Here is a 24477-nt window from a genome sequence, read left to right on the forward strand (position 1 = left end):
ATCCGCGCGTTGCTTTCACCACGAAGCCCGACCTGCCGCCTTGACGCCGCCGCTATGGGATAGGCATCATTCGGTCTTTCCTAAATGCGAATTATTCGCATTTGTATTGACATTTACATACAGGCCTGCCTCTCTTCCTGCTGTTCCATCATGAGCCGCCAAGTCCTTCGCGCCGCGCGTGCGCGCGCACCCCAACCCCGCCATCTCGCCGTGCTGGCGCAACTTGCCGTGCTCGCCGGCTTTCCGGCCACGGCCGCGCTGGCGCAGCAAGCGGCGGCGCCGGCCGACGCGGCGTCGCTGCCGGCGGTGACCGTGAGCGCCGCGGCGGTGGACGATTCCGGCCTGCAGCTTGAGAAAAAGGCCAGCACCGGCGCGCTGGGTTCGCGCACGCAGCTGGACACGCCCTACTCCACCACCATCGTCACCGGCGAAGACCTGGCCGAGCGCCAGGTGGCCAAGCTCGGCGATGTCTTCGCCATGGATGCGTCGGTCAGCGACAACGGCAACGGCTACAACAGCTGGTCCAGCTACCTGAGCGTGCGCGGCCTGCAGATCGACTGGCAGAACGGCTTCAAGATCAACGGCCTGCCGTTCGTGGCCTACGGCATCACGCTGCCGTACGAGCACATGGAGCAGGTGGAGCTGCTCAAGGGCCTGCCGGGCTTCATGTACGGCTTCGCCACGCCGGGCGGCATCGTCAACTACGTCACCAAGAAGCCGACCGACACCTTCACGGCGTCGTTCGAGCTGGGCTACCGTGCCGCCAATGTCTGGAGCGAGCACGTTGACCTGGGCGGCCGCGCCGGCCCGGACAATATGTTCGGCTACCGCCTGAACGCGACGCACGAGGAAGGCACGCCCTACAACGCGCGCAACATCCGGCGCGACAGCGTGTCGCTGGGGCTGGACGCGCGCCTCACCCGGGACCTGACCTGGACCTTCGATTCGATCTACCAGGACCGCCGCGCCACCGGCCAGATGCCGTCGTTCAGCCTGTGGAGCTATGGCGATACGGCGCTGCCGGGCGCGGTATCCGGGCGCATCCGCAACTTCGCCGGCGCCGACCAGCACCTGAACACCAACCTGCAGCTGTACAGCACCGGCCTGCGCTACCACATCGATCCGGACTGGACGGTCAGCACCAGCTACAGCTTCACCAAGGTCAACCGCAGCCGCAACGAGAGCACCTACAACCTGCTGAACCAGGCCGGCGATTACATCGACCAGCGCTACGACACCGCGCAGAACCAGCAGGTGGGGCAATGGCAGGCGATGCTGGAAGGCAAGTTCCGCACCGGCCCATTCGGCCACCAGCTGGTGGCGGGCCTGTCGTGGCAGAAGCAGATCGACCGCTATGACAACAACGGCTTCGGCGCGGTCATTGGCACCGGCAATATCTTCGCGCCCAACACCAACACGTATTACAGCTCGACCGCCTTCAACAAGGTGCGCAACAGCGACATCACGCAGAAATCGGTGTTCGCCAGCGATACCGTGCAGCTGAGCGAGCGCTGGTCGGTGCTGGCCGGCCTGCGCGTGACCAACTTCGAGCAGAACGGCTATGTGCCGGTCACCTCCAGCTACAGCAAGTCCGGCGTGGTCACGCCGACGCTGGCGCTGATGTTCAAGCCGGTGCCCACGGCCACGGTCTATGCCAGCTACGTCGAGGCGCTGGAGCCGGGCTCGATCGTGCCGGACGGCTACACCAACGCGCGCCAGCTGCTCAGCCCGATCCGCAGCAAGCAGTATGAAATCGGCGTCAAGGCCGACCAGGCCGCGTGGAGCGCGACCGCGGCCGCCTTCCGCATCGAGCGCGGCGCCGAGTACGACAGCATCAGCGGCGGCGTGCCGACGCGCCAGCAGGATGGCACCTCGATCTACCAGGGGCTGGAACTGGCGGGCGTGTACCGCCTGGGCTCGCAATGGGAATTCGGCGCCAGCGCGATGTATCTCGATTCGTACTACGACAAGGGCGTGGCCAACAGCGGCAACCGCGTCGCCGGCGCGCCCGGCTTCATCATGGCCGGCCGCGTCAGCTACCGCGTGCCGTTCGTGCCGGGCCTGCGCCTTGGCGTCGATGGCAAATACACCGGCAGCACCAAGCTCAATGCCGCCAATACACTCGACGCCGGCGGCTACACGGTGTTCAACCTCGGCGCCAGCTACAGCACCCGCGTCGCCGGCAAGGACCTTACGCTGCGCGCCGCGCTGAACAACGTGACCAACAAGCGCTACTGGGGCTTCCAGTACGAGAACTACATCCAGCCGGCGGACCCGCGCAGCATCAGCCTGACGGCGAAGATCGCGTATTGAAGGCCATCGCCCGCCCGCACCGACACCCGCTCTTCGGAGCGGGTTTTTTTTGGTCGTCGCCGAATCCCCGGGGAATGGCGTAGGTTGCGTGGTTGATGCCGTTGACTTCGTGGATGCGCCGGCCCTTTCCCCCGCCCCTCCACCGCAAGCGGGAGAGGGGAGGAAACAGGTGGGAAGCGAAACGCTGCCGGGCTCGCCTGCGCGGGCGAAACAGCCACGCCGGCCAAGCCCCCCTTCAGGGAAAACGAATGTTGACAATCACAAATCCGTGATCTACAACATCGTCTACACACTTAATCGATTTTGTAGACAATTTAGTAGACACATAAACAACAGCCCCTGGCGCACCGCACAGAGCTCCGAAGGGCCGCGCGTCGCCTATCGTCAAGACACACATCTGCCAGGAGACTCAGATGATGCAAAGCACCGCAACACCCGCCGACGCAGCGCACGTGCAGGGCGGGCATGCCGCACACGGCAATGCCCTGATCAAGCCCAGCTATGACGAACGCCTGACCAATGAGGACCTGGCGCCGCTGCGCAAGCAGACCTGGGGCACCTACAACATCTTTGCCTTCTGGATGTCCGATGTGCACAGCGTGGGCGGCTACATCACCGCGGGCAGCCTGTTCGCGCTGGGGCTGACCAGCTGGCAGGTGCTGGTGTCGCTGCTGGTGGGGATCGTGATCGTGCAGTATTTCTGCAACCTGGTGGCCAAGCCGAGCCAGGTGACCGGCACGCCTTATCCGGTGATCTGCCGCGCCTCGTTCGGCGTGCTCGGCGCCAATATCCCGGCCATCATCCGCGGACTGATCGCGGTGGCGTGGTACGGCATCCAGACCTACCTGGCGTCGAGCGCGTTCCTGGTGCTGGCGCTGCACTTCTTCCCGGCGCTGGCGCCGTATGCCGACGTAAAGCTGCACGGCTTCGCCGGGCTGTCGACGCTGGGCTGGGCCGCGTTCATGGTGCTGTGGGTGCTGCAGGCGCTGGTGTTCTGGACCGGCATGGAGACCATCCGCAAGTTCATCGACTGGGCCGGCCCGGCGGTGTACGTGGTGATGATCGCGCTGGCGATCTGGCTGGTGAACAAGGCCGGCTGGGAGAACGTCAACTTCACGCTGAGCTTCGTCAAGTACACCGGCTGGGAAGCGGTGCCGGTGATGCTGAGCGCGATCGCGCTGGTGGTGTCGTATTTCTCCGGCCCGATGCTGAACTTCGGTGACTTCTCGCGCTATGCCAAGGATTTCAAGTCGGTCAGGCGCGGCAACTTCTGGGGCCTGCCGGTCAACTTCCTGGGCTTCTCGCTGCTGACCGTGATCACCACCTCGGCCACGCTGCCGGTGTTCGGCAAGCTGATCACCGATCCGGTGGAGACCGTCAGCCATATCGACAGCACCTTCGCCATGCTGCTGGGCGCGTTCACCTTCATGACCGCGACCATCGGCATCAACATCGTCGCCAATTTCGTCTCGCCGGCGTTCGACTTCTCCAACGTGTCGCCCAAGCACATCAGCTGGCGCACCGGCGGCATGATCGCCGCGGTGGCCTCGATCTTCATCACCCCCTGGAACCTGTACAACAATCCGGCGGTGATCCACTACACGCTGGACGTGCTGGGCGCCTTCATCGGCCCGCTGTTCGGCATCCTGATCGCCGACTACTACCTGGTGCGGCGCCAGCACGTGGAAGTCGACGACCTGTACACGCTGAACCCGCGCGGCCGCTACTGGTACCGCAACGGCTTCAACCCGGCGGCGGTGGCCACCATGATTCCCGCGGCCATCATCCCGATCCTGTGCGTGGTGGTGCCAGCCTGGCAGGCGGCGGCCAACTACAGCTGGTTTATCGGCATGGGCATTGCGCTGGTGCTGTACCGGCAGCTGGCACCGCGCATGATCCCCGGCCACCAGGGCGGCCGCGCCGCCAGCCAGGCCTGACCCCACTCCCTATCTCCACCGCATGATTTCGACCGCACCAGGCAGAGCCGCGTCCATGAAGCTGAAGATCATCAACCCCAATACCACCCAGAGCATGACCGACAAGATCGGGCAGTGCGCAGCGGCCGTGGCGGCGCCCGGCACGCGCATCAGCGCGGTCAGCCCGCGCATGGGCCCGGCTTCGATCGAAAGCCACTATGACGAGGCGCTGTCGGTGCCCGGCATCCTCGACGAGATCCTGGCCGGCGAGCAGGAAGGCGTGGATGGCTACGTCATCGCCTGCTTCGGCGACCCCGGCCTGTACGCCGCGCGCGAAGTGGCGCGCGGGCCGGTGATCGGCATCGCCGAGGCCGCCATGCACATGGCCAGCGTGGTCGGCAGCAGCTTCAGCGTGGTCACCACGCTGGCGCGCACCTGCAATATCGCCTGGCACCTGGCCGAGCGCTACGGCATGAAGCGCTTCTGCAACAACGTGCGCGCCTGCGACCTGCCGGTGCTGGAGCTGGAGCGCCCCGGCTCCGATGCGCGCCGCATCATCACCGAGGCCTGCCGGGTGGCGCTCGCCGAAGACCGCAGCGAATGCATCGTGCTCGGCTGCGCCGGCATGGCCGACCTGTGCGACGAGATTGCCGAAGCCATCGGCGCACCGGTGATCGACGGTGTGTCGTGCGCGGTCAAGCTGGCCGAGGCGCTGGTCTCGGTGCGCCTGGGCACCAGCAAGCGCGGCGACTGGGCGCGGCCGCTGCCCAAGGCCTATGCCGGCATGCTGGCCCCCTATGCCCTGAACTGAACGCCATGTCTTCCCGCACCTTGTCCGCTTCCACCACCATGCTCCAGTCCCGCTATCCCCGCGATCTCATCGGTTACGGCGCCCGTCCGCCGCACGCCCGCTGGCCGGGCGGCGCGCGCGTCGCGCTGCAGTTCGTGCTCAACTACGAAGAAGGCGGCGAGAACTGCGTGCTGCACGGCGACGCCGCCTCCGAGCAGTTCCTGTCCGAGATCGTCGGCGCCGCGGCCTATCCCGACCGCCACATGAGCATGGAGGGCATCTACGAATACGGCTCGCGCGCCGGCGTCTGGCGCCTCCTGCGCGAATTCGAAAAGCGCGGCCTGCCGCTGACCATCTTCGGCGTGTCGATGGCGCTGCAGCGCCATCCGGAGCTGACCCGCGCCTTCGTCGAGCTGGGCCACGAGATCGCCTGCCACGGCTGGCGCTGGATCCACTACCAGAACATCGACGAAGCCACCGAGCGCGAGCACATGCGCATCGGCATGCAGATCATCAAGGACCTGACCGGCGAGTTGCCGCTGGGCTGGTACACCGGCCGCGACAGCCCCAACACGCGCCGCCTGGTGGTCGAGCACGGCGGCTTCCTCTATGACTCCGACTACTACGGCGACGACCTGCCGTTCTGGACCGAGGTCGAAGTCACCGGCGGCGAGAAGAAGCCGCACCTGGTGGTGCCGTACACGCTCGACTCGAACGACATGCGCTTCGCCACGCCGCAGGGCTTCAACACCGGCGAGCACTTCTTCCAGTACCTGAAGGACGCGTTCGACGTGCTGTACGAGGAAGGCGACCCGAGCGGCCAGGACAGCCCCAAGCTGCTGTCGATCGGCATGCACTGCCGCCTGCTCGGCCGCCCGGGCCGCTTCCGCGCGCTGCAGCGCTTTCTTGATTATGTGCAGGGGCACGACAAGGTGTGGATCTGCCGCCGTGTCGACATCGCCCGGCACTGGGCGCAGGTGCATCCGTTCCAGGCGCGCGACACCGCCGCCGCAGCGCTCCCTGCCTGCAGGGAAACCGCGCCGGCCTGACCCTGCAGCTTCGCTGTCGCCATAGTTGTGTACGATAGAGCCGTGTTTCGTCGCCAGTTCCGGCGACAGGCTCAATGTCCGTACCCTGATATGGCAACCACATCGAAAAAGGCGGCGCCCGGCGCCGCCGCCAAAGCCCCGCGCCGGGCCGCCGCCAAGGCTACCCCGAAGGCCCCGCCGAAAGCCGCGACCAAAGCCGCCGCCAATGCCGCCCCGGACGACGAGACCGGCACGGAAGGCGCCGCCGGCGAGGCGTCGGCCACCGAGGCGATCTACCTGAGCCTGCTCTACGCCATCATGGAGCACCGCCTGCTGGCGGGCACCAAGCTGGTGGAGGAGCGGCTGTGCGAAGTCACCGGCGCCAGCCGGGCGCGCATCCGCCAGGTGTTTGCGCGCCTGGCGCACGAGAAGCTGGTGACGCTGGTGCCCAACCGCGGCGCCTTTGTCTCCAGCCCGACCGTGGACGAAGCGCGCGAGGTGTTCCAGGCGCGCCGCGTGGTCGAGCCCGCGCTGGCCGCCGAACTGGCACAACGCGCCACGCCCGCCAAGGTGCGGAGCCTGCGCCGCCATGCCATGGAAGAAGACAACGCGCGCGCCCGCGGCGACCGCGCGGCAATGATCCGCCTGTCGGGCGAGTTCCATATCCTGCTGGCCGAGATGGCCGGCAACGCCATCCTGGAAAAGCTGATCCGCGAGATGGTGTCGCTGACCTGCCTGATCATCACGCTGTACGACCGCCCCGGCGCTCCCGCCTGCGCCGAGCACGAGCACCGGCAATTGATCGACGCCATCGAGCAGCGCGATGCCGCGCGCGCCAGCGCGCTGATGGCGGAGCACCTCGAGCACATCGAAGGCTCGCTCGACCTGAGCCTGCCGGACAGCGGCGCGCCGGACTTCTACAGCATCTTCAGCAAGGGCTGAAACCAGCAAGCCTGCGGCCCGGGGATTGCACTCCGCGTGCGGCAGCCTAGACTGGCTGCATGACAGGCGGCGCGCCCCGCGCCGCAGGGGAGGTCCATCATGGCCACCATCGAGCCGCCCGGCGCCACCGGCCGGGCGCCTCTGGCGTTCGCGCGACTGTATGCGGACGCGGCCGGCGAATCGCACTTCGCGCCGCTTGCCGTTGCCGTCACCGAGCGCCTGTTCGCGCCGCCCGCGCGCGCGTTCTGGGTGTCGCCACTGGAGCAAGCCGCGCGGCAGGGCTTCCTGGTCGTGCCCGCCGGCTGGATCGGCGAACCGCACCCGTCGCCGCTGCGCATGTGGATCTTCGTGCTGGGCGGCGCGATGGAATTCGAGGCAAGCGATGGCGAGCGCCGGGCGCTGCCGACAGGCAGCGGTCTGCTGCTCGAAGACACCACCGGCAAGGGCCATGCCAGCAAGGTGGTCGGCGCCGCCGACGCCACGCTGGCGGTGGTGCAGATGCCGGTGCCGCCGGGCTCAGACCCATGACCGCGCCCGAGCCAGCCACATCCGCCAAGCCGGCCCCGCAAGTGGTGCCCACCGGCTATCGCCAGGGCATCATCACCGCCATCACCGTGCTGCTGGGCTTTTCGCTGGGGTTCTGGCGCTTCTGGGGCTTCGAAAGCCCCGGCGAGTGGGACTGGCGCTCGCTGCTGGCGGCAGTCTCGCTGCTGGCCGCGGTGGTGCTGCAGATCGTCGCGCTGTTCCGCGCGCTGCGGGTCGAGGACGACGCCGTGCCTGAATATCGCAAGACGGTGCGCTGCTTTATCGCATCGGCCATCGCGCTGGTGATCGGCCTGGCCGCGGCGATGGTCGATGCCGCGCTCGATCCCTAGCCGCTACGGCCCGATGATCTCGATACTGTCGACGCGGTCCGGATAAAAGGCCAGGTACGAGCCGATCGCGGCAACGGCGGCATACGGCGCTTCATAGCTCCAGACCGCATTGCGCCCGCGCTCGCCGCCGGCCGGAACGGAGAAATAGCTGCAGTCGCCCTTGTACGGGCAGTAGGTGGCGTGTTCGCTGCGCGCAAGCTGCGCCATGTCGACATCGGCGCGCGGGAGGTACTGCACCGGCGCGTAGCTGGCTTCCTGCAAGGTCAGCGCGGCGGCACTGTCGGCCACAACGCGCCCCGCCACCCTGACCACCACGCGGCCCGGTGTGGGCGTGATGGCGATGGGGTGGTCGGGACCGGGAATCTTGACTGGCTTGCCTGGCATCGTCGTGCTCCTGCATGGCGGGATGCAGAACATTCTAGGCCCGCGCCGGGCAACCTGCCGGCGCGCGGGACGTAGTCGCCCGCGTTGGCTTGGCCGCCCCCGGCTTACTCGACCTTGACGTTGGCCTTCTTCACCAGCGCGGCATAGCGCGCGGCTTCGCTGCGGAAGAAGGCGGCCGCAGCCTCGGGCGTGCCGGGCTCGATCACGGTGCCCTGCTTCTTCATCGCTTCCAGCACTTCGGGCGACGTGAAGGCTTTGGCAAAGGCATCGTGCGTGCGCTGGACTTCCGCCGCCGGCATGCCGGCCGGGCCGATGACGGCGAACCAGCCGGCCACGTTGTAGCGCGGCAGACCCTGTTCGGCGATGGTGGCGAGCTCCGGCGCGGCGGCGCTGCGCTTGTCGCCGCACAGGCCGATGGCGCGCAGCGTGCCTGCCTTCAGGTGCGGCGCTGCCGCGTTGAGCGCGACCACGCCCATTTCCACCTGTCCGGCCAGCAGGTCGTTGACCATCGGGCCGGTGCCCTTGTACGGCACATGGCGTGCTGTCACGCCGGCCTCGTCCAGGAACATCTCGCCGGCCAGGTGGATGATGGTGCCATTGCCGGACGAGGCGTAGTTGTAGCCATCGGGCCTGGCCTTGAGCAGCGCCACCAGCTCTTTCACGTTCTTCGCCGGCACCTTGGGATTGACCACCAGCACCAGCGGCGTGGTGCCGATCACGCTGATCGGCGTGATGTCCTTGATCGCGTCGAATGGCATCGCGCGGAACACGCTGGGGTTGATCACGTGGTTGTTCGATACCAGCCCGAGCGTGCTGCCGTCGGGCTGCGCCTTGACCACGGCGGCAGCGCCGGTGATGCCCCCGGCGCCAGGCAGGTTCTCGATCACCACTGGCTGGCCGAAGGCTCTGCCCAGCGCGGGGCCGGCCGCGCGCGCGATGTTGTCGACGCCGGAGCCGGCGCTGATCGGCAGGATCAGGCGCACGGGCTTGCCCGCTCCGCCCTGGGCCAGCGCGTCGAGGCCGGGGACGGCGAGGGTGACCGCGAGCGTGGCGGAAATCGCCAGCGCGGACTTGAGCAGGGTGCGACGTTGCATGCTTTGTCTCCGTATCGTTATCGTAGGGCGCCGATGGTGCCGCGATGGCGCGGCTGGCCCTCAGGCGCTTGCGCGCCGGTCGTTCTCAGGCGCTTGCGCGCCGGTCCTTGCCGAGCCGTGCCAGGATCTCTTCGTTATGCTCGCCGGCGCGGGGCAGCGGGCCGCGCACGCCGGGGCGGCGCCCGCCCATCAGCAACGGCAGCAGCACCGTGGGCGTGGTCGAGCCGTCGTCGGCCTGCATCGGCACCAGCCCGCCGCTGGCCAGCAGGTGCGGATCGTCGAGCAGCTGGTCCGGGCGCACGATCGGCGCATACGGAATGCCGGCGGCTTCGAGCTTGGGCGCGAGTTCCGCGGAACGATGGTGGCGCAGGATCGCGCCCAGTTCCTGCAGCAGTTGCGGGCGCACCCCGACGCGCGCGGCGTTGCTGGCGTACTCTGGCTTGTCGATCAGGTCCGGACGCTCCAGCACGCGGCACAGCGTGACAAACTGCTTGTCGCTGACCGCGCCGATAAAGAGCTGCTCGTCCTGCGCCAGCGTGAACACGTCGTACACACTCCACGCCGACACCCGCGACGGCATCGGCGGCGGCGGCTCGCCGGTCATGGCGTACTGCTGCATGTGCTGCGAGGCCAGGAACACGCAGTTCTCGAACAGCGCGCTCTGGATCTCCTGCCCCTTGCCGGTGCGATCCCGCTCGCGCAGCGCCGCCAGCACGCCGATGGCGCCGAACATGCCGCCCATGATGTCGTTGACCGAGGTGCCGGCGCGCAGCGGCCGGCCGCTCGGGCCGGTCATGTAAGACAGGCCACCCATCATCTGCACCACTTCGTCCAGGGCCAGCCGGTGCTCGTACGGACCGGGCAGGAAGCCCTTGTGCGAGACGTAGATCAGGTGCGGGTAGTCGCGCGACAGCGTGGCGTAGTCCAGTCCCAGCTTCTGCATCAGGCCGGGGCGGAAGTTCTCCAGCAGGATGTCGCTCTGGCCCGCCAGTTCGGCGGCGGCGGCGCGGCCTGCGTCGGTGGTGATGTCGAGCACCACGCTCTTCTTGTTGCGGTTGAAGGCGCGGAAAAAGCCGATGCCCAGCCCCGGCAGGTTGCGGGTCTTGTCGCCGCCGGGCGGTTCGACCTTGACCACTTCGGCGCCGAGGTCGGCCAGGATCATGCCGCAGGTGGGGCCCATCACCATGTGCGTGAATTCGACCACGCGCACGCCGGCGAGCGGCAGGGAGTTGCTGCTGTCTTGGGTCATCTCTTGGGTCATCTCTTGTCTCAGGCAGCGATGGCCGCGGGGCGGGCCGCGTAGGTCCTGGGCAGGCCGGCGCGCCACAGCGTGCCGTGCAGGGTCTCGTCCCGCAGCCAGCCGGCCATGTCTTCGCGCAGCGCCAGCAGGCGCCCGATATCGATACCGGTCTCGATGCCCATGCTGCCGAGCAGGTAGGCCAGGTCTTCGGTCGCCACGTTGCCGCTGGCGCCGGGCGCATGCGGACAGCCGCCGATGCCGGCCAGGCAGGCGTCGAAGCGGGTTACGCCGGCGTCGAGCGCGGCGCAGACATTGGCCAGCCCGAGCCCGCGCGTGTCGTGGAAATGGCCGCACCAGAAGCGCTCGCCGGCGATATCGACGGCGCGCGCGAACAGCTCGCGCACCATGCGCGGATCGGCATAGCCGACGGTATCGGCCAGGCTGACGCGGTCGGCGCCGGCATCGAGCAATGCCTGCATCAGCCGCAGCACTTCGTCGGCATCGACATGGCCCTGCAGCGTGCAGCCGAATGCGGTGCCGACGCCGCCTTCGATCAGCGTGCCGGCGCCGCTGGCATCGCGCGCGGCGCGGATGCGCGCCACTTCCGCAACGACTTCATCCGGCGTCTTGCGCAGGTTGGCCAGGCTGTGCGCATGGCTGGCCGACAGCGGCACGATCATCAGGTCGGCGCCGCTGTCGAGCACGGCGTGCGCGCCGCGCAGGTTGGGCACCAGCACCGAGGTGAACAAGCCCGGCAGCGTGCGCGCGAAGGCGACCAGTTCGGCGGTATCGGCCAGCTGCGGCAGCAGCCGCGCGGGGACGAACGAGCCGACTTCGAGCTCGCGCAGGCCGGCGGCATGGGCGCCGCGGATCCATGCGAGCTTGCTGGCGGTGGGCAGGATGGTGCGGATGCTCTGCAGGCCGTCGCGCAGACCGACTTCGCGGATCACGGCGTGGCTGGGAAAGGGGCAAATCATGGTTCTCCGGGAGTCTGGCGTCCCGCGGCAGCGGGCGATGGAAGAACTCTATGAGTTCCTGCGGGCAAGCTGAAGCGGTGATTTGCGCAGCCAGGCATGCCGAAATGGAAAGTCACGCAGACGCGGCCGGTTGCCTGCGGGGTTTCCCGGTTGCGATGTCGGAACCGCGCCCATGCGTATAACATTCCCATCTGGAAACGCCGCCCCCCCCCAAGATCCCATGCGCGACCTCGACCTCACCACGCTGCGCCTGTTCGTCGCCGTCTGCGAAACCCGCAACATGGCGCGCGCCGGCGAGCAGGAACACATCGTCGCTTCCGCCATCAGCAAGCGCCTGGCGCAGCTGGAGCAAACCGTGGGCGCCACGCTGCTGGAACGCCGGCGCCGCGGCGTCATCCCTACGCCCGCCGGCGAAATCGTGCTGGCGCATGCCCGTGCCATGCTGGCCGCGGCCGATCGCGTCGCGCGCGACATGGTCGACTACGGCTCGGGCGTGCGCGGGCAGGTGCGGCTGCTGGCCACGGTGTCGACCATGGCCGAATCGCTGCCCGACGACATTGCCAGCTTCATGCGGTTGCCGGCGCACCGCGACGTGCGCGTGACCATCGAGGAAAGCCTGAGCAGCGAAGTGGTGCGCGCGCTGCGCGATGGCACCGCGCCGCTGGGCGTGTGCTGGGACGCCGCGGACCTGGAGGGCTTCCAGACCCGTCCCTACCGCGCTGACCACCTCGCCGCCGTGGTCTATCCCGGGCATCCGCTGGCGCGCGCGGACAGCTGCCGCTTCGAAGACACGCTGGACCACGACCAGATCGCCATGCCGGCGCAGACCGCGGTGCAGATCATGCTGACGCGCTATGCCGCGATCCTGGGCCGTCGCATGGCGCATCGCGCCGTGGTGTCGACCTTCGACGCCGCGCTGCGCTGCGTGCGCGCGCAGCTCGGCATCGTCATCATCCCGGCCGAGATCGCCACGCTCGTCGCCACGGCCTTCGGCCTGCGCGTGATCCCGCTGCGCGACGACTGGGCGCGGCGGCGCTTTGCGATCTGCTGCCGCGACTTCTCGCTGCTGTCGCCCGCGGCGCAGTTGCTGGTGCGGTTCCTCGAGGACGCCGCGGCGCAGGAGGCCGCTGGCGCCGCGCCGTCGCCAGCACAGGAACAGGCGCGGGCGCGACGCAGGCGCTAAGTCGTCGCGCAACTTCCTGTGCGTTTCGAGGGTTACCCCGAGGCGTTTTCGCAAGCTTATGTTGCATGCCGTTGCGTAGACTGGCTTGCGTTTTTCGCCGCCGGCCGCGATGGTTGGATAGCCATGGCCGGGCGAAGCCTGAATCACGACAACGCGCGCCGCCACGGCGCAGGAGCACGCAAATGAACTTCAACGGCAAGAACGTACTGGTCACCGGCGCCCGCGGCAACCTCGGGCGCGCGGTCGCGCACGCCTTTGCGCAGGCAGGCGCGCGCGTGGTGGTGCTGGACCGCCATGACGCACCGTTGCCCGAGACCGGCAGCGGCCACCTCTCGCTGCAGGCCGACCTGCTCGATGCGGACAGCCTGGCCAAGGCCGTCGGCGAAGCGGTGCGAGCGTGCGGGCGCATCGACGTGGTGTGCAACCTCGCCGGCGGCTTTGCCATGGGCACGGGCATCCACGAGACCAGCGCGGCCGACTGGAACCGGCTGTTCGACCTGAACGTGGGCACGGTGCTGAACATGGCGCGCGCGGTGGTGCCGCACATGCTGGCCGCGGGCGGCGGCGCCATCGTCAACGTCGGCGCCAATTCGGCCGCGCGCGGGCTGGCGCAGATGGGCGCCTACTGCGCTTCGAAGGATGCGCTGGCGCGCGTGACCGAGTCGATGTCGGCCGAGCTGCGCGACCAGGGCATCCGCGTCAACGCGGTGCTGCCCAGCATCCTCGACACCCCCGAGAACCGCCAGGCCATGCCGGATGCGGACAGCGCCCGCTGGGTCGCCCTGGACGCGCTGGCCGACGTGATCCTGTTCCTGGCGTCGGACGCGGCACGCGCCGTGCACGGCGCGCTGCTGCCGGTGGTCAACCGCGCCTGACGCGCGGCCGGCGCGCGGCAGGTGTGGCGGGTGAGGCGGCGCCGAGCGCGCTGGCCGCTTCCTGGATCTGCTGGCGCAGCCAGCGCCGCAGCCGGTCGGCATCGGTGCGCGCATGCCAGATCTGCATCATGTCGACGCGGGGCAGCGCGAACGGCACCGGCAGCATCACCAGGTCTGGATCGCGCGCCACCGCTTCCTGCGCGACCGAGCGCAGGCAGGTCAGCAACAGCGCCGAGCCGCGCACCAGCCGGCTCGGCGCGAGGAAGCTCGACAAGCCCGCCACCACCGTGCGCCGGTGTCCCAGCCGCGCCAGCGCGCGATCCACCACGCCGTTCAGGTCGCCGGTCAGCGTGGTCAGCAGGTGTTCGCACGCGAGGAAGGCGTCCAGGTCAAGGCCGTCCGCGAGGCGCGGATTGGTGCGCGAGGCCAGCACCACGAAATCCTCGCTGCCCAGCCGCTGCTGGTGGAAGGTGTCGGGCAGGTTGTCATAGAAGCCCGCGATCGCCAGGTCGCAGGTGCCTTTCTCCAGTTCCTCGCGCGGCAGCTGGCCGCGCGTGTTGTGCGTGACCAGCACCACGCCCGGCGCATCGCGGCGCAGCCGCGGCAACAGCGCCGGCAGCAGCAGCTGCTCCATGTAATCGGTGGTGTAGATGTGGATGGCCTCGCTGCGGGCGAGGAAATCGCGGCCGTCGCAGGCGTCGTAGAACGCATCCAGGTCCGCCACCAGCCGCTGCACCTGCGGCGCCAGCGCATGCGCCCGCGGCGTCGGCGTGAGGCCGCGTGGCGCGCGCACGAACAGCGGGTCGCCCACTTCGTCGCGCAGCCGGTTGAGCTTGTGGCTCAGCGCCGGCTGGCTCAGCGCCATGCGCGCCGCCGCGCGCGAGGCGTTGCCTTCCTGGTAGAGCACGTGGAAGACGTAGAGCAGGTTCAGGTCCTTGCCGGCGATATTCATTTTTTGGATGGCAGGCATCGAAGATTCGAGGTTTTCGAATCATAGCCAGCTGCGTAGGATGTTGCCAATGCCGGGGCTGCCCCGGCCTGACCGTGAACGCAAACCGGAGAACCCACATGAACATCCTGATGGTGCTGACCTCGCACGACCAGCTCGGCAATACCGGCAAGAAGACCGGCTTCTGGCTGGAAGAATTCGCCGCGCCGTACTACGTCTTCAGGGACGCCGGCGCCGACATCACCCTGGCCTCGCCCAAGGGCGGCCAGCCGCCGGTCGACCCCAAGAGCGACGATGCCGATGCGCAGACCGACGCGACCCGCCGCTTCCGCGCCGACACCGCCGCGCAGCAGGCGCTGGCCAGCACGCTGACGCTGGACCAGGTGAAGGCTGAGGACTTCGACGCGGTGTTCTATCCCGGCGGCCATGGTCCGCTGTGGGACCTGGCGGAGGACAAGCGTTCGATCGCGCTGATCGAGCGGTTCGACCGGCTGGGCAAGCCGGTGGGTGCGGTGTGCCATGCGCCGGGGGTGCTGCGGCACGTCAAGGGGACGGACGGTCAGCCGCTGGTGCAGGGCAAGGAAGTCACGGGCTTCACCAACAGCGAGGAAGCGGCGGTGCAATTGACCGAGGTGGTGCCGTTCCTGGTGGAGGATGTGCTCAAGGCCAGCGGCGGGCGCTTTACGCGCGGGGATGACTGGGCCAGCCATGTGGCGGTGGCCGGACGGCTGGTGACGGGGCAGAACCCGGCGTCGTCGGTGGCGGGGGCCGAGGCGGTGTTGGGGTTGTTGAAGTAAGGCCTGCGGCAAGCCGCGGCGTTCGCGATCCGCTGCCGGTTTGCTCCCTCTCCCGCGTGCGGGAGAGGGAGTACACAAGCGGGATTTGCGAAGCTCGAGAATTACTGCGGCACCAGCTCCACCCTTTCCCGGCTCGCCTTCTCCACCGCCTTGCGCGTATAGACCAGCGGGAAATATTCCCCCTTGGCCCACAGCGGCGCGAGGTCGCGGTAATGCGGGCTGGCGGGATTGCCCGACTGCCCCGGCGTGTTGATCACGCGCGAGGCATCCCAGTTGCCGACGTCCAGCACCATGCGGAACGACGCGCCCGCGGTCAGGCGGAAATCCGTATTGCGGTAGCTGGTGTTCATCGGCGTGAAGGCCGAGCCGCCGATCGGGCCGGCGTTGACATTGAACTGCTGGCGTTCGGCGTCGCTCAGGATCGGGTCCATCGGATGCGTGAACACGGCGGTGTGGAGCTTGCCCCATTGCCAGGCGCGCGGGTCCGGGCCGAGCTTGCCCTCCACCTCGGCCAGCGCGGCCTTCAGCGACTCGAGCATCACCGCGTCGCGCCGCGCCGCCGGCATCCATGGATCGGGCTGCTCCAGCACCGCGACTACGCGCGCGGCATCGCCGGCGCCGACCAGGCGTGCGGCTTCAGGCGGCAGCGCGGCAAGCACCACGGCCTGGCGCAGGTGTTTGCTGAACCAGACCTCGAACAGCGCCGCAGCGGCGCTGTCGGCGCGTTCGTTGCCGTTCCAGCCGCGCAGCAGCTCGAGGCCGCGCGCCAGCTGCGGGTCATCGCTGCGCACGTCCTGCAGCAGCGCGACCACGCGCTGCGCCGGCAGCGACACGGTGTCGTTCTGCCACGCCATCGAATCCTGCACCGAGCTGCGCGGATTGGCGCCGACCACGGCCTTCAGGCGGCGCGCGCGCGAGCTGTCGCTCCATTCGTAGCCCACGCCCAGCTTCGCGGCCGGGTGCTCGGGCGGGATGTTGTTCTCGTTGGCGGTGACGATATAGCCCGGCGCCGGGTTGTAGGCCCACGGCAGTTCGTCCATGTTGCGGTAGCCGGCCCATTCATGGCGGCCGTCGCCGGCCACCGGCGTCAGGCCGTCCCAGTTGGGACGCTTGACGGTCAGCCCGCCCGGGATCCAGCCGATATTGCCGCCGGTGTCGGCATAGACCTGGTTCTCGCCGGGCGCGCCCCAGCGGTTCATGGCGGCGCGGAACTGGTCCCAGTTGCGCGCGCGCATGTAGTCCATCGAACCGAAGTACGGCGCCATGCCGTAGTCCAGCCATGCGGCCCGCAGCGCCCACGCCTGTCCGGACCCCGACACCAGCACCGGACCGTGGCGGGTGAAGTCGAGCGTGACCTTGCGCGGCGCGGGCTCGCCCTTGACCGCGATCTCTTCGGTGATGGTCTCGATCGGCTCCCAGCGGCCCTTGTACTTGTACTCGCGCGGGTTGGCCGGGTTCAGCTCGTAGCCGTACAGGTCTTCCTGGTCCATGTAGAAGCGCGTCAGGCCAAAGGCGATGGTGCCGTTGTGCCCGATCGAGATGCCCGGCAGGAACGGCTCGCCCGCGCCGATCACCGACATCCCCGGCGCATTCAGGTGGCTGAGGTAGCGCAGGCTGGGCGCGCCGTGCGAGCGGTGCGGGTCGTTGGCCAGGATCGGCCGGCCGGTGGTGGTGCGCTTGCCGCCGATGACCCAGTTGTTCGACCCCAGGCTGCGGCCGGTATCGCTGTTGGCATCGACCACGGCGTAGAGCTGGTCGAGCGGGATGCCGGCGGCCTGCGCGCCGCTCCAGGCTTCCTTGGGAAAGCGCGCGGCGGCGGTGGCCAGTTCGTAGGCGCGGCGCAGTTCGGCCGCGGGCACGGTGCAGGGATCGATGCCGGGATTGAGCTTCGGTTCGATCTGCGGGTCGAGTTCGCGCCGCAGCCAGTCGGCGCGCGCGGCATGGGCGCTGGCCTCGCAGTAGAGGCGGGCGCGATCGATCTCGCCGGTGAAGTTCAGCGTCAGGCCGTGGTGGCGAATGCGCACGATGTCTTCGGCCTGCCAGCGCGCCGGCCTGTAGTTGAGCTTGCGGAACTCGGGCGGCAGCAGCTCGGGCTTCTGCTCGGTCAGCGCGACGTAGGCGTTCACGCCGGCAACGAAGGCCTCGGCCACGCGCTTGGCGTCGCTGCCATAGGCCAGCCATTCGCGGTACATGTCGCCACGGAACAGCACCGCACGCGCCATGCGGTCGCCCTCGGCATAGGCCGGGCCGAAGTCTTTGGCCATCTCGCCGAGGCCGCGCTTGCGCCACAGGTCGATCTGCCACAGGCGGTCGCGCGCGGCCATGAAGCCCTGCGCATAGAAGGCGTCGTAGAGCGTGCCGGCATAGATATGCGGCACGCCCCAGCGGTCGACCAGCACGCTGGCGGGTTTTTCCAGGCCGGGAACGGCAAAGGTGTTGTGGCGCGCAGGCGCTTCGGCCATGGCGGCCGGAATGGCGGCAGGCACGGCGGTGGCGAGCAGGGCCAGCGCAGCGGCCAGGCGGCGGGGGGTGCGTAACATCAGGTCTCCTCGTGTTGTGATGGCTGCAGATGTCTTGCAGTTCACACCGAAGATAGTGCATGGCCGGCCGGGGCGCGAGCACCGCGGCCGATCTCCGCACGCCGCGTGGCGTGCCGGCGCCGGCGGCCGGGCTGCTCAGTAGACGTCGCGCCGGTAGCGGCCATCGTCGGCCATGCGGCGCAGGGCATCCTCGCCCAGGATGCCGGCCAGCGCGTCATGGACGCCGCCGGCCATGCCCTGCAGGCTGCCGCAGACATAGATCGCCGCGCCGTCGGCCACCCATTGCCGCACGCCATCCGCCTGCAGCCGCAGCGCGTCCTGCACGTAGCGCGGCGCGCCGCCGTCGCGCGACCAGGCGTGGTCCACGCGCGCCAGCGTACCGTCGGCGCGCCAGCCGGCGAGTTCCTCGGCAAAGAAGGCGTCATGCTGCGCCGAGCGCTCGCCGAACAGCAGCCAGTTGCGCCGCCGTCCGGCCGCGGCGCGCGCCTTGAGCTGGGCCCGCAGCCCGGCCAGCCCGGTGCCGTTGCCGACCAGGATCAGCGGCCGCTCGTCCGCCGGCGGATGGAAGCTGCGATTGACACGGATGCGCAACGCGATGCCGCTGCCCGCGGCGGCGTGCTCGGTCAGCCAGCCGGAGGCCAGGCCGAGGCGGCCATCCTCGTGGCGGGCCTGGCGCACCAGCAGCTCGAGCTGGCCGTCGCCCGGCAGCGAGGCGATCGAATACTCGCGGTGCGGCAGCGGCGCCAGCGCATCCACCAGCTGCTGCGGCGCGACGCCCTGGATCGCGGCAAGGTGCGGTGCAGGCAGCGCCATGCGCGTGGCCATGGCCGCGGCCAGGGTGGTGTCGACGCCATCGCAGCGCACGGGGGTGGCCCCCTCCAGGCCAAGCTGCGCCAGCAAGCGCTCGACCTCGGCCGGCGCGTGGCAGGGGCCGACTTCGGCAATGTCGCCGGCCTGCCAGTCCGGCGCCGTGCCGTCCGGTGGCAGCAGCACCAGGTGGAAAGCCGGCGCGCCCTGGCTGCCGGGGTTCAGGTGGTGGCGCCGCGCCAGCCGCCAGCGCTCATAGCGCGGGCGTTCCCAGTCGGCGATCTCGGCGCCGCCGCTCAGCGCCGACAGGTGGTTCTGCCAGTGGCGCAGCGCGCCGGCGTCGCCGTTGTCGACTTCGATCAGGTCGAACAGCGGCTGCGCGCGCTGGCGCTGCAGCCAGCCCTCCAGCGCATGGCCGAAGGCGCAGAAGCGCGCGTAGCTGCTGTCGCCGAGCGCGAGGATGCCGTAGCGCAGCCGGTGCAGGCCATCGGCGCCAGCCAGCAGGCGGCGGGCAAAGCCCGAGGCGCTGTCCGGGGCGTCGCCCTCGCCGGTGGTGCTGACCACGAACAACGCCTGGCGGCACGCCCGCAGGCGCCGGCCATCGACCTCGGCCAGCGACAGCATTTGCACCGGCATGCCCGCGCCCTGCAGCGCGGTGGCGGTCTGCAGCGCCAGCTGTTCGGCAAACCCGGTCTGGCTGGCATAGACCACCAGGGTCGCGCCGTCGCCGGTGCCGGCCAGCGCCGCCACCCTGGCGCGCCGCTGGCGGTGATGGGCCACCACCGCGCCGCAGAACCCCGCGTACGCGGCGGCCACCCCGGCGGCCATGGCCAGGCGCGATGGCCCGAGCACGGACAACGCAATGCCGCCGGCCAAGGCAAGCCAGCCAGCGCCGGCGATGGCGGACGACATAGTGCTGCCGCTCATGCCAGCATCGCGGCAAAGGCCGGCGAATGGTGTTCGAGAAAGCCGTCCGCGGTGCGCACCAGGAAGCGCGCGGCAATGCCGTGGCGGTGCGCGTGCGCCATGCCGGCGTCGGGGCCCAGCACGGTCAGCGCGGTGGACAGCGCATCGGCCAGCATGCACTGCGGGTGGATTACCGTGACCGAGGCCAGTGCGTGGCTGGCCGGATAGCCGGTGCGCGGATCGATGGTATGGGCATAGCGGCGGCCTTGGCTGTCGAAGTAGCGACGGTAGTCGCCGGAGGTGGCCACCGACAGCCCGTGCAGCGCCACCAGCGTTTGCTGCGCGTCATCGCTGCCCGGCCCCGGCGGCGCTTCCAGCGCGACCCACCACGGCATGCCATCGGGCTTGACGCCATGGCCGCGCAGTTCGCCGCCGATCTCGGTGAGGTGATGCTCCAGCCCCTGTTCGCACAGGCAGTGCGCCACCGCGTCGACGGCGAAGCCCTTGGCGATGGCGCAAAAGTCCAGCGCCACGCCGCCCGGCTGCCAAGCGCGCCCGCGCGCGGCATCGATGTCGATGCGGGCCCAGCCGCAACGCGCGCGCGCGGCCTGTACGTCGTCTGGCGATGGCGGTGCGCGGCGCGCGCGGGCCGGGCCGAAGCCCCACAGGTCGACCAGCGGCCCCGCGCTCGGGTCGTAGGCGCCCCCGCTGTCGCGCGCCACCTGCAGCGCGGCTTGCAGCACCGCGAAGCAGTCTGCCGGCAGCGCCTGCCAGCTGCCCGGCGGCGCGCGGTTGAAGCGGCTCAGGTCCGAATCCGCTTCCCAGTTGCTCATCTGCGCGATCACGCGCTCGAGCACGGCGCGGATGCCCGCGCCGATGGCACCGGCATCCGCGCCCGGCGGCAGCAGCGCCGCGACCGACCAGCTCGTGCCCATGGCAGGCCCGCCCCAGCGCTGCAGGCGCGCCCCGGCGGGCGGCGGCTCGGGCGGCGCGCGCAGCGCAACGGGTACCAGGACGCGGTTCACGCCATGCAACCCGCTTATTGCGGCAGCACTTCCACCGTCACCGCATAGACGGCGCGGCGGGACTTGGCCTGCTTGAAGGTGGTCTTGTCGTCCTTCACTTCGGCTTCCATCCAGTACATGCCCGCGGCCGGCCACTTGACGCTGAACTTGCCGTCGGCGTCGGTGGTGGCGCTGAACTCCTGCAGCTGGTCGCGGTAGCGGATGCCGCCCGGCACCACCGCCACCTTGAGGTTGCTGGCGGGCTTGCCGTCGAGCAGCAGGCGGAAGCTGGCGGTATCGCCGGCGACCAGGTCGTTCGGGTGCGTGATCGGCGCCAGCTCCAGGCCGCGGCCGACGGTGCGCAGGCCCTTGTCGCTGGGCTTGCCGGCGGTGACGAAGGATTCGATGCGGCCCTCGGCCTGCGTGACCTGCAGGTCCTGCGCGTTGGCCGGGACTTCCTTCGCGAAGTTCTCGGCGCTGCCGCGCCAGCGCCTGGGCTGGCCGTCGACCTTGTAGCTGGCGAACAGGCCGTTGTTGACCACCGCCACGCGATACGTGCCGGGCTGGGTCAGGTGCAGGTCGAAGGTGCTGCGGTACTTGCCGGTGGTCGCGTTCTCGGCCTTGACCGCGCTGCCGTCGGGGGCGGTCACCTGCAGGTTGTCGAGCCGCATCGGCACATGCTCGAAGTAGAACAGGTCGTTCGAGACCGCGGCGTCGACGGTCACCCACGGATCGCTGCCGGACAGCACCGTGGCCGACGGCAGCAGCCACTGGCGGTGCGCGTGCGCGGCCAGCGGCGCGAGCGCGGCCAGGGCCAGCACGGCGGCGCGCACCGCCATGCGCGAAGAGGCGGCGCAGATCAGGGAAGGTTTCATGGTCGGGCTCCGGGAAGGTTAAGGCTTCAGGTCGACGGTGACGCCGCCGAGTTCGTGTTCGCCCCTGGCGCGGGCGCTCTGTGCCGATTGCGGCGGCCACGTGAACGGCACGCGCAGCAGTTCGCGCCCGCCCACTTCGCGCGCGGCTTCCACCACCAGCTGGTAGTTGCCCGCGGGCAGCTTGCCCAGCGGCGCCTTGCCGTCGCTGAAGCTGACGCTGTGCTCGCCCGGCGCCCGCGTGGCGCCGGAGATGCCGTCGGCCGGCATGTGCAGGTCGCGGCCGGCCTTGCGCCACCACTGGCGCATGTCCTTGAGCCACTTGGTGCCCTCGCCGTCCTTGAGCTTGCCGTCGTACCAGACCGCCAGGGTCTGCACCGGGCTCTGGTCGGCGCGCTCGACCCACATCGCCACGTAGGGCCGGTGGTATTCGGCCACGCTCAGGCGCGGGATATCGACCTTGACGTTCAGGTCCGCGGCCAGCGCGGGACTGGCCAGCGGCACGGCGGCCATGCCGGTCAGGGAGACGGAGAGCAGTCGGCGCATATCGGGGAAACCTTGTCAGTGAGATGCAGGAAGAAGATCGGCTCGGTAACGTTCGATCAGTGGATAAACAGGAGCGCCAGCAGCACCGGCACCACCAGCCCCAGCCCCACCAGCGGCCAGGTCGCGACGCGCCCGCCCGCGTGCAGCTTGAGCAGCAACAGGCCGGTCACGCAGAACACCAGGCACGCCAGCGCGAACGCATCCAGGAACAGGCTCCAGGCCGCGCCGGTGTGGCGGCCCTTGTGCAGGTCGTTCAGGTACGAGACGGCACCGCGCGAGGTGTTCTCGTACTGCGCCTCGCCGCTGTCGAGCGCGATGCTGACCCAGGCGTCGCCGCCCGGGCGCGGCAGCGCCAGGTAGATTTCGTCGGCGGACCATTCCGCCTCGCGCCCGCTGGCGTCGATAGCCAGCGCCTGCGCCAGCCAGTCGGCCAGCACCGCCGGCACCGGCGCCCTGGTCTCGCCCGCCTGCGCCGCGCCGGTCGGGGCCGCCGCCCGGACCTCGTCGAGCACGCGCGTGGGCAGGGTGGCGTGCCGGGTCTGCACGGCGGGCCTGGCCTCGATCTGGCCGGCGTGGTTCAGGGTGAAGCCGGTGACCGCGAACAACAGCATGCCGACCAGGCAGATCGCGGAACTGATCCAGTGCCACTGATGGAGATGCTTGAGCCAGAAGGCACGGAGCTGCTGGCCGGCGGCCGGCTGGGTGTCGGTCATTGCGGTGAGTCGGCGGGCGCAATCTGGTCTGTGCACGCCGGTCTTCCTGATACGGGTAGCTGGAAGCGCCCCCCTGGAATGCTCACATGGCGTCAGGATGTGCCATGGCCGGCACAAGGAGGCGCGAAAGAGAGAAGGATAATCGTTCGCATTTGAAAGCGCAAACGATCGGCGGGCGGGGCGGATTACAGCGCATTACAACGTCAAGCCATGCGCGCGCCAACCCGCCTCAGAGCAACGCCGCCACCGCCCAGCCGGCCACGCCGCTGGCCACCACCACCAGCCATGGCGGCAGCTTCCAGCGCATCAGCGCCACCAGCGCGAGCGCCACCAGCACGATGTCCAACGGTCCCTGCACCGCGCTGGTCCACACCGGATGCCACAGCGCCGCCAGCAGCAGACCGACCACGCCGGCGTTGATGCCGGCCAGCGCGGCCTGGGCGCGCTGGTTGCGGCGCAGGCTTTCCCAGAACGGCAGCGCGCCCAGCACCAGCAGCGCGCCGGGCAGGAAGATGGCCAGCGTGCACAGCAGCCCGCCGGCAAGGCCGGTGGGCGGCTTCTGCATGGCAGCGCCGAGGAACGCGGCGAAGGAAAACAGCGGACCGGGCATGGCCTGCGCCGCGCCGTAGCCGGCCAGGAAGGCTTCCTTGCCGACCCAGCCGGGCCCGACCACGGCCGCGTCCAGCAGCGGCAGCACCACGTGACCGCCGCCGAACACCAGCGCGCCGGCGCGGAAAAAGGCATCGAACACGCGCACCGCCGGATCGGCGGCCCACTGCGCCAGCAGCGGCAGGCCGGCCAGCAACGCGGCAAACAGCGCCAGCGCCAGCACGCCGCCGCGATGCGTCACCGGCAGGCGCAGCGGTTCATGCGCGCCGGCCAGCGCCGGCCGCAACAGGACCATGCCGGCGACCGCGGCGGCGGCCATCAGGGCCACCTGCGCCCACGGCCCCGGCCACGCCAGCACGGTTCCGGCGGCCACCAGCATGATGGCAATGCGCACCGGGCCGACGCACAGCGTCCGCGCCATGCCCCACACCGCCTGCGCCACCACCGCTACCGCCACCAGCTTCAGCCCGTGCAGCGCGCCCGGCACCGCGGCCATGCCGTAACGGGTCACCCCCAGCGCGAACACGATCATGGCCAGCGCCGATGGCAGCGTAAAGCCCAGCCATGCCGCCAGTGCGCCGCCATGGCCGGCGCGCGCCAGCCCCAGCGCAATGCCGGTCTGGCTGCTGGCCGGTCCGGGCAGGCACTGGCACAGTGCCACCACGTCGGCATAGGCCGCCTCGCTGAGCCAGCCGCGCCGGCGCACCAGTTCCTCGCGGAAGTAGGCCAGGTGGGCCACCGGGCCGCCGAACGAGGTCAGGCCCAGCCGCAGGAAGATCAGGAACACGGCCAGCGGCCCGTCGGGGCCGCGGGTGTCGTCGGAAGGGCTGGGCAAGGTGGCCATGGGGCGGACAAGCAGCGGAGGCGGAGGACAGCGCAGATTCTGACCGATTTTGCCCGCCGAGGTGGCAGCAAAGCGCAGGCCGCAGCACGTCCGGACGCTGAACGGCCATCCGATGCGACGCATAAGCCACACGAATGTACGGAAGCATTTGCAGCCGGACAACCACACGGGCAGTGTGGCGAAGCTACCTCAATCAAGTTACCTCCGTCTTGCGCCGTTATGCCGCAGACGCATGTCGGCCCTTGTCCCCCAGCAGGCGGCCACGCGCCCACC

General features: G+C 69.7%; 22 protein-coding genes. 10 read left to right on the forward strand and 12 right to left on the reverse strand.

What is annotated here, in order from left to right; all coding sequences use genetic code 11:
- The first annotated feature begins 150 nt into the window (after window positions 1–150).
- From CBM2586_RS28695 to CBM2586_RS28725, 7 genes are all read left to right on the forward strand, one after another.
- Complete coding sequence (locus CBM2586_RS28695) at window positions 151–2313, forward strand: TonB-dependent siderophore receptor (RefSeq protein ID WP_115691238.1); 2163 nt, start codon at window positions 151–153, stop codon at window positions 2311–2313.
- Between the two features lie 413 nt (window positions 2314–2726).
- On the forward strand, window positions 2727–4250 hold the full coding sequence (locus CBM2586_RS28700) for an NCS1 family nucleobase:cation symporter-1 (RefSeq protein WP_115665960.1): 1524 nt from the start codon (window positions 2727–2729) through the stop codon (window positions 4248–4250).
- Window positions 4251–4305: 55 nt separating this feature from the next.
- Window positions 4306–5040 carry an aspartate/glutamate racemase family protein gene (locus CBM2586_RS28705; RefSeq protein ID WP_115665959.1) on the forward strand — a complete coding sequence of 245 codons (735 nt, stop codon included), beginning with the start codon at window positions 4306–4308 and terminating at the stop codon, window positions 5038–5040.
- A 38-nt stretch (window positions 5041–5078) separates the two neighbouring features.
- Entirely contained in the window at window positions 5079–6068 is a 990-nt protein-coding gene (puuE, locus tag CBM2586_RS28710) for an allantoinase PuuE (RefSeq protein ID WP_115665958.1), read from the forward strand.
- Window positions 6069–6158: 90 nt separating this feature from the next.
- Window positions 6159–6989 carry a GntR family transcriptional regulator gene (locus CBM2586_RS28715; protein ID WP_115691240.1) on the forward strand — a complete coding sequence of 277 codons (831 nt, stop codon included), beginning with the start codon at window positions 6159–6161 and terminating at the stop codon, window positions 6987–6989.
- Window positions 6990–7088: 99 nt separating this feature from the next.
- Complete coding sequence (locus tag CBM2586_RS28720; protein ID WP_115665956.1) at window positions 7089–7517, forward strand: cupin domain-containing protein; 429 nt, start codon at window positions 7089–7091, stop codon at window positions 7515–7517.
- On the forward strand, window positions 7514–7864 hold the full coding sequence (locus CBM2586_RS28725; RefSeq protein ID WP_115665955.1) for a hypothetical protein: 351 nt from the start codon (window positions 7514–7516) through the stop codon (window positions 7862–7864). Before CBM2586_RS28720 ends, CBM2586_RS28725 begins: the two co-directional genes overlap by 4 nt.
- 3 nt (window positions 7865–7867) lie before the next feature.
- Here CBM2586_RS28725 and CBM2586_RS28730 read toward each other — a convergent pair whose 3' ends face one another.
- From CBM2586_RS28730 to CBM2586_RS28745, 4 genes are all read right to left on the reverse strand, one after another.
- Window positions 7868–8248: a DUF427 domain-containing protein gene (locus CBM2586_RS28730; RefSeq protein WP_115691242.1), complete on the reverse strand. Its 381-nt coding sequence runs from the start codon at window positions 8246–8248 to the stop codon at window positions 7868–7870.
- 104 nt (window positions 8249–8352) lie between these two features.
- Window positions 8353–9342, reverse strand: a complete 990-nt coding sequence (locus CBM2586_RS28735) for a tripartite tricarboxylate transporter substrate binding protein (RefSeq protein ID WP_115691244.1) — start codon at window positions 9340–9342, stop codon at window positions 8353–8355.
- A gap of 85 nt (window positions 9343–9427) precedes the next feature.
- Window positions 9428–10591, reverse strand: a complete 1164-nt coding sequence (locus CBM2586_RS28740) for a CaiB/BaiF CoA transferase family protein (RefSeq protein ID WP_115691542.1) — start codon at window positions 10589–10591, stop codon at window positions 9428–9430.
- Window positions 10592–10611: 20 nt separating this feature from the next.
- Window positions 10612–11559: a hydroxymethylglutaryl-CoA lyase gene (locus tag CBM2586_RS28745; protein ID WP_115665952.1), complete on the reverse strand. Its 948-nt coding sequence runs from the start codon at window positions 11557–11559 to the stop codon at window positions 10612–10614.
- A 220-nt stretch (window positions 11560–11779) separates the two neighbouring features.
- Here CBM2586_RS28745 and CBM2586_RS28750 point away from each other — a divergent pair, with 220 nt between their 5' ends.
- The gene (locus tag CBM2586_RS28750; RefSeq protein WP_115665951.1) at window positions 11780–12742 is read left to right on the forward strand and encodes a LysR family transcriptional regulator; all 963 of its coding nucleotides are present in this window, start codon (window positions 11780–11782) and stop codon (window positions 12740–12742) included.
- 182 nt (window positions 12743–12924) lie between these two features.
- The gene (locus tag CBM2586_RS28755; RefSeq protein ID WP_115691246.1) at window positions 12925–13617 is read left to right on the forward strand and encodes an SDR family NAD(P)-dependent oxidoreductase; all 693 of its coding nucleotides are present in this window, start codon (window positions 12925–12927) and stop codon (window positions 13615–13617) included.
- On the opposite strand, the gene CBM2586_RS28760 is transcribed toward CBM2586_RS28755, so the two are convergent.
- Complete coding sequence (locus tag CBM2586_RS28760) at window positions 13604–14569, reverse strand: LysR family transcriptional regulator (protein ID WP_115691248.1); 966 nt, start codon at window positions 14567–14569, stop codon at window positions 13604–13606. The genes CBM2586_RS28755 and CBM2586_RS28760 overlap by 14 nt on opposite strands.
- 116 nt (window positions 14570–14685) lie before the next feature.
- On the opposite strand from CBM2586_RS28760, the gene CBM2586_RS28765 reads away from it, so the two are divergent.
- Window positions 14686–15363: a type 1 glutamine amidotransferase domain-containing protein gene (locus CBM2586_RS28765; protein ID WP_115691250.1), complete on the forward strand. Its 678-nt coding sequence runs from the start codon at window positions 14686–14688 to the stop codon at window positions 15361–15363.
- 101 nt (window positions 15364–15464) lie between these two features.
- Here the strand turns inward: CBM2586_RS28765 and CBM2586_RS28770 are convergent, their stop codons facing one another.
- The 7 genes from CBM2586_RS28770 to chrA form a co-directional block, all read right to left on the reverse strand.
- Entirely contained in the window at window positions 15465–17903 is a 2439-nt protein-coding gene (locus CBM2586_RS28770) for a penicillin acylase family protein (protein ID WP_115691252.1), read from the reverse strand.
- A 135-nt stretch (window positions 17904–18038) separates the two neighbouring features.
- A complete protein-coding gene (locus CBM2586_RS28775) occupies window positions 18039–19622 on the reverse strand; it encodes a sulfite reductase subunit alpha (protein ID WP_115691254.1) in 1584 nt (527 codons plus the stop codon).
- Between the two features lie 11 nt (window positions 19623–19633).
- Entirely contained in the window at window positions 19634–20641 is a 1008-nt protein-coding gene (locus CBM2586_RS28780) for an FAD:protein FMN transferase (protein WP_373424229.1), read from the reverse strand.
- Window positions 20642–20655: 14 nt separating this feature from the next.
- Window positions 20656–21495, reverse strand: a complete 840-nt coding sequence (locus tag CBM2586_RS28785; RefSeq protein ID WP_115691258.1) for a DUF4198 domain-containing protein — start codon at window positions 21493–21495, stop codon at window positions 20656–20658.
- 18 nt (window positions 21496–21513) lie between these two features.
- Window positions 21514–22038 (reverse strand): DUF2271 domain-containing protein, encoded by a 525-nt coding sequence (locus tag CBM2586_RS28790; RefSeq protein ID WP_115665943.1) that lies wholly within the window; start codon window positions 22036–22038, stop codon window positions 21514–21516.
- 56 nt (window positions 22039–22094) lie between these two features.
- On the reverse strand, window positions 22095–22751 hold the full coding sequence (locus CBM2586_RS28795; protein WP_115691260.1) for a PepSY-associated TM helix domain-containing protein: 657 nt from the start codon (window positions 22749–22751) through the stop codon (window positions 22095–22097).
- 229 nt (window positions 22752–22980) lie between these two features.
- On the reverse strand, window positions 22981–24204 hold the full coding sequence (chrA, locus tag CBM2586_RS28800; protein WP_115666535.1) for a chromate efflux transporter: 1224 nt from the start codon (window positions 24202–24204) through the stop codon (window positions 22981–22983).
- Between the last annotated feature and the right edge of the window lie 273 nt (window positions 24205–24477).

Source organism: Cupriavidus taiwanensis (assembly GCF_900250115.1).
GTDB lineage: Bacteria > Pseudomonadota > Gammaproteobacteria > Burkholderiales > Burkholderiaceae > Cupriavidus > Cupriavidus taiwanensis_B.

Excerpts from the sequence above, each read along its gene's own strand:
- CBM2586_RS28695 (WP_115691238.1), top strand. The coding sequence starts at position 151 with ATGAGCCGCCAAGTCCTTCGCGCCGCGCGTGCGCGCGCACCCCAACCC.
- CBM2586_RS28700 (WP_115665960.1), top strand. The coding sequence starts at position 2,727 with ATGATGCAAAGCACCGCAACACCCGCCGACGCAGCGCACGTGCAGGGC.
- CBM2586_RS28705 (WP_115665959.1), top strand. The coding sequence starts at position 4,306 with ATGAAGCTGAAGATCATCAACCCCAATACCACCCAGAGCATGACCGAC.
- puuE (WP_115665958.1), top strand. The coding sequence starts at position 5,079 with ATGCTCCAGTCCCGCTATCCCCGCGATCTCATCGGTTACGGCGCCCGT.
- CBM2586_RS28715 (WP_115691240.1), top strand. The coding sequence starts at position 6,159 with ATGGCAACCACATCGAAAAAGGCGGCGCCCGGCGCCGCCGCCAAAGCC.
- CBM2586_RS28720 (WP_115665956.1), top strand. The coding sequence starts at position 7,089 with ATGGCCACCATCGAGCCGCCCGGCGCCACCGGCCGGGCGCCTCTGGCG.
- CBM2586_RS28725 (WP_115665955.1), top strand. The coding sequence starts at position 7,514 with ATGACCGCGCCCGAGCCAGCCACATCCGCCAAGCCGGCCCCGCAAGTG.
- CBM2586_RS28730 (WP_115691242.1), bottom strand. The coding sequence starts at position 8,248 with ATGCCAGGCAAGCCAGTCAAGATTCCCGGTCCCGACCACCCCATCGCC.
- CBM2586_RS28735 (WP_115691244.1), bottom strand. The coding sequence starts at position 9,342 with ATGCAACGTCGCACCCTGCTCAAGTCCGCGCTGGCGATTTCCGCCACG.
- CBM2586_RS28740 (WP_115691542.1), bottom strand. The coding sequence starts at position 10,591 with ATGACCCAAGACAGCAGCAACTCCCTGCCGCTCGCCGGCGTGCGCGTG.
- CBM2586_RS28745 (WP_115665952.1), bottom strand. The coding sequence starts at position 11,559 with ATGATTTGCCCCTTTCCCAGCCACGCCGTGATCCGCGAAGTCGGTCTG.
- CBM2586_RS28750 (WP_115665951.1), top strand. The coding sequence starts at position 11,780 with ATGCGCGACCTCGACCTCACCACGCTGCGCCTGTTCGTCGCCGTCTGC.
- CBM2586_RS28755 (WP_115691246.1), top strand. The coding sequence starts at position 12,925 with ATGAACTTCAACGGCAAGAACGTACTGGTCACCGGCGCCCGCGGCAAC.
- CBM2586_RS28760 (WP_115691248.1), bottom strand. The coding sequence starts at position 14,569 with ATGAATATCGCCGGCAAGGACCTGAACCTGCTCTACGTCTTCCACGTG.
- CBM2586_RS28765 (WP_115691250.1), top strand. The coding sequence starts at position 14,686 with ATGAACATCCTGATGGTGCTGACCTCGCACGACCAGCTCGGCAATACC.
- CBM2586_RS28770 (WP_115691252.1), bottom strand. The coding sequence starts at position 17,903 with ATGTTACGCACCCCCCGCCGCCTGGCCGCTGCGCTGGCCCTGCTCGCC.
- CBM2586_RS28775 (WP_115691254.1), bottom strand. The coding sequence starts at position 19,622 with ATGTCGTCCGCCATCGCCGGCGCTGGCTGGCTTGCCTTGGCCGGCGGC.
- CBM2586_RS28785 (WP_115691258.1), bottom strand. The coding sequence starts at position 21,495 with ATGAAACCTTCCCTGATCTGCGCCGCCTCTTCGCGCATGGCGGTGCGC.
- CBM2586_RS28790 (WP_115665943.1), bottom strand. The coding sequence starts at position 22,038 with ATGCGCCGACTGCTCTCCGTCTCCCTGACCGGCATGGCCGCCGTGCCG.
- CBM2586_RS28795 (WP_115691260.1), bottom strand. The coding sequence starts at position 22,751 with ATGACCGACACCCAGCCGGCCGCCGGCCAGCAGCTCCGTGCCTTCTGG.
- chrA (WP_115666535.1), bottom strand. The coding sequence starts at position 24,204 with ATGGCCACCTTGCCCAGCCCTTCCGACGACACCCGCGGCCCCGACGGG.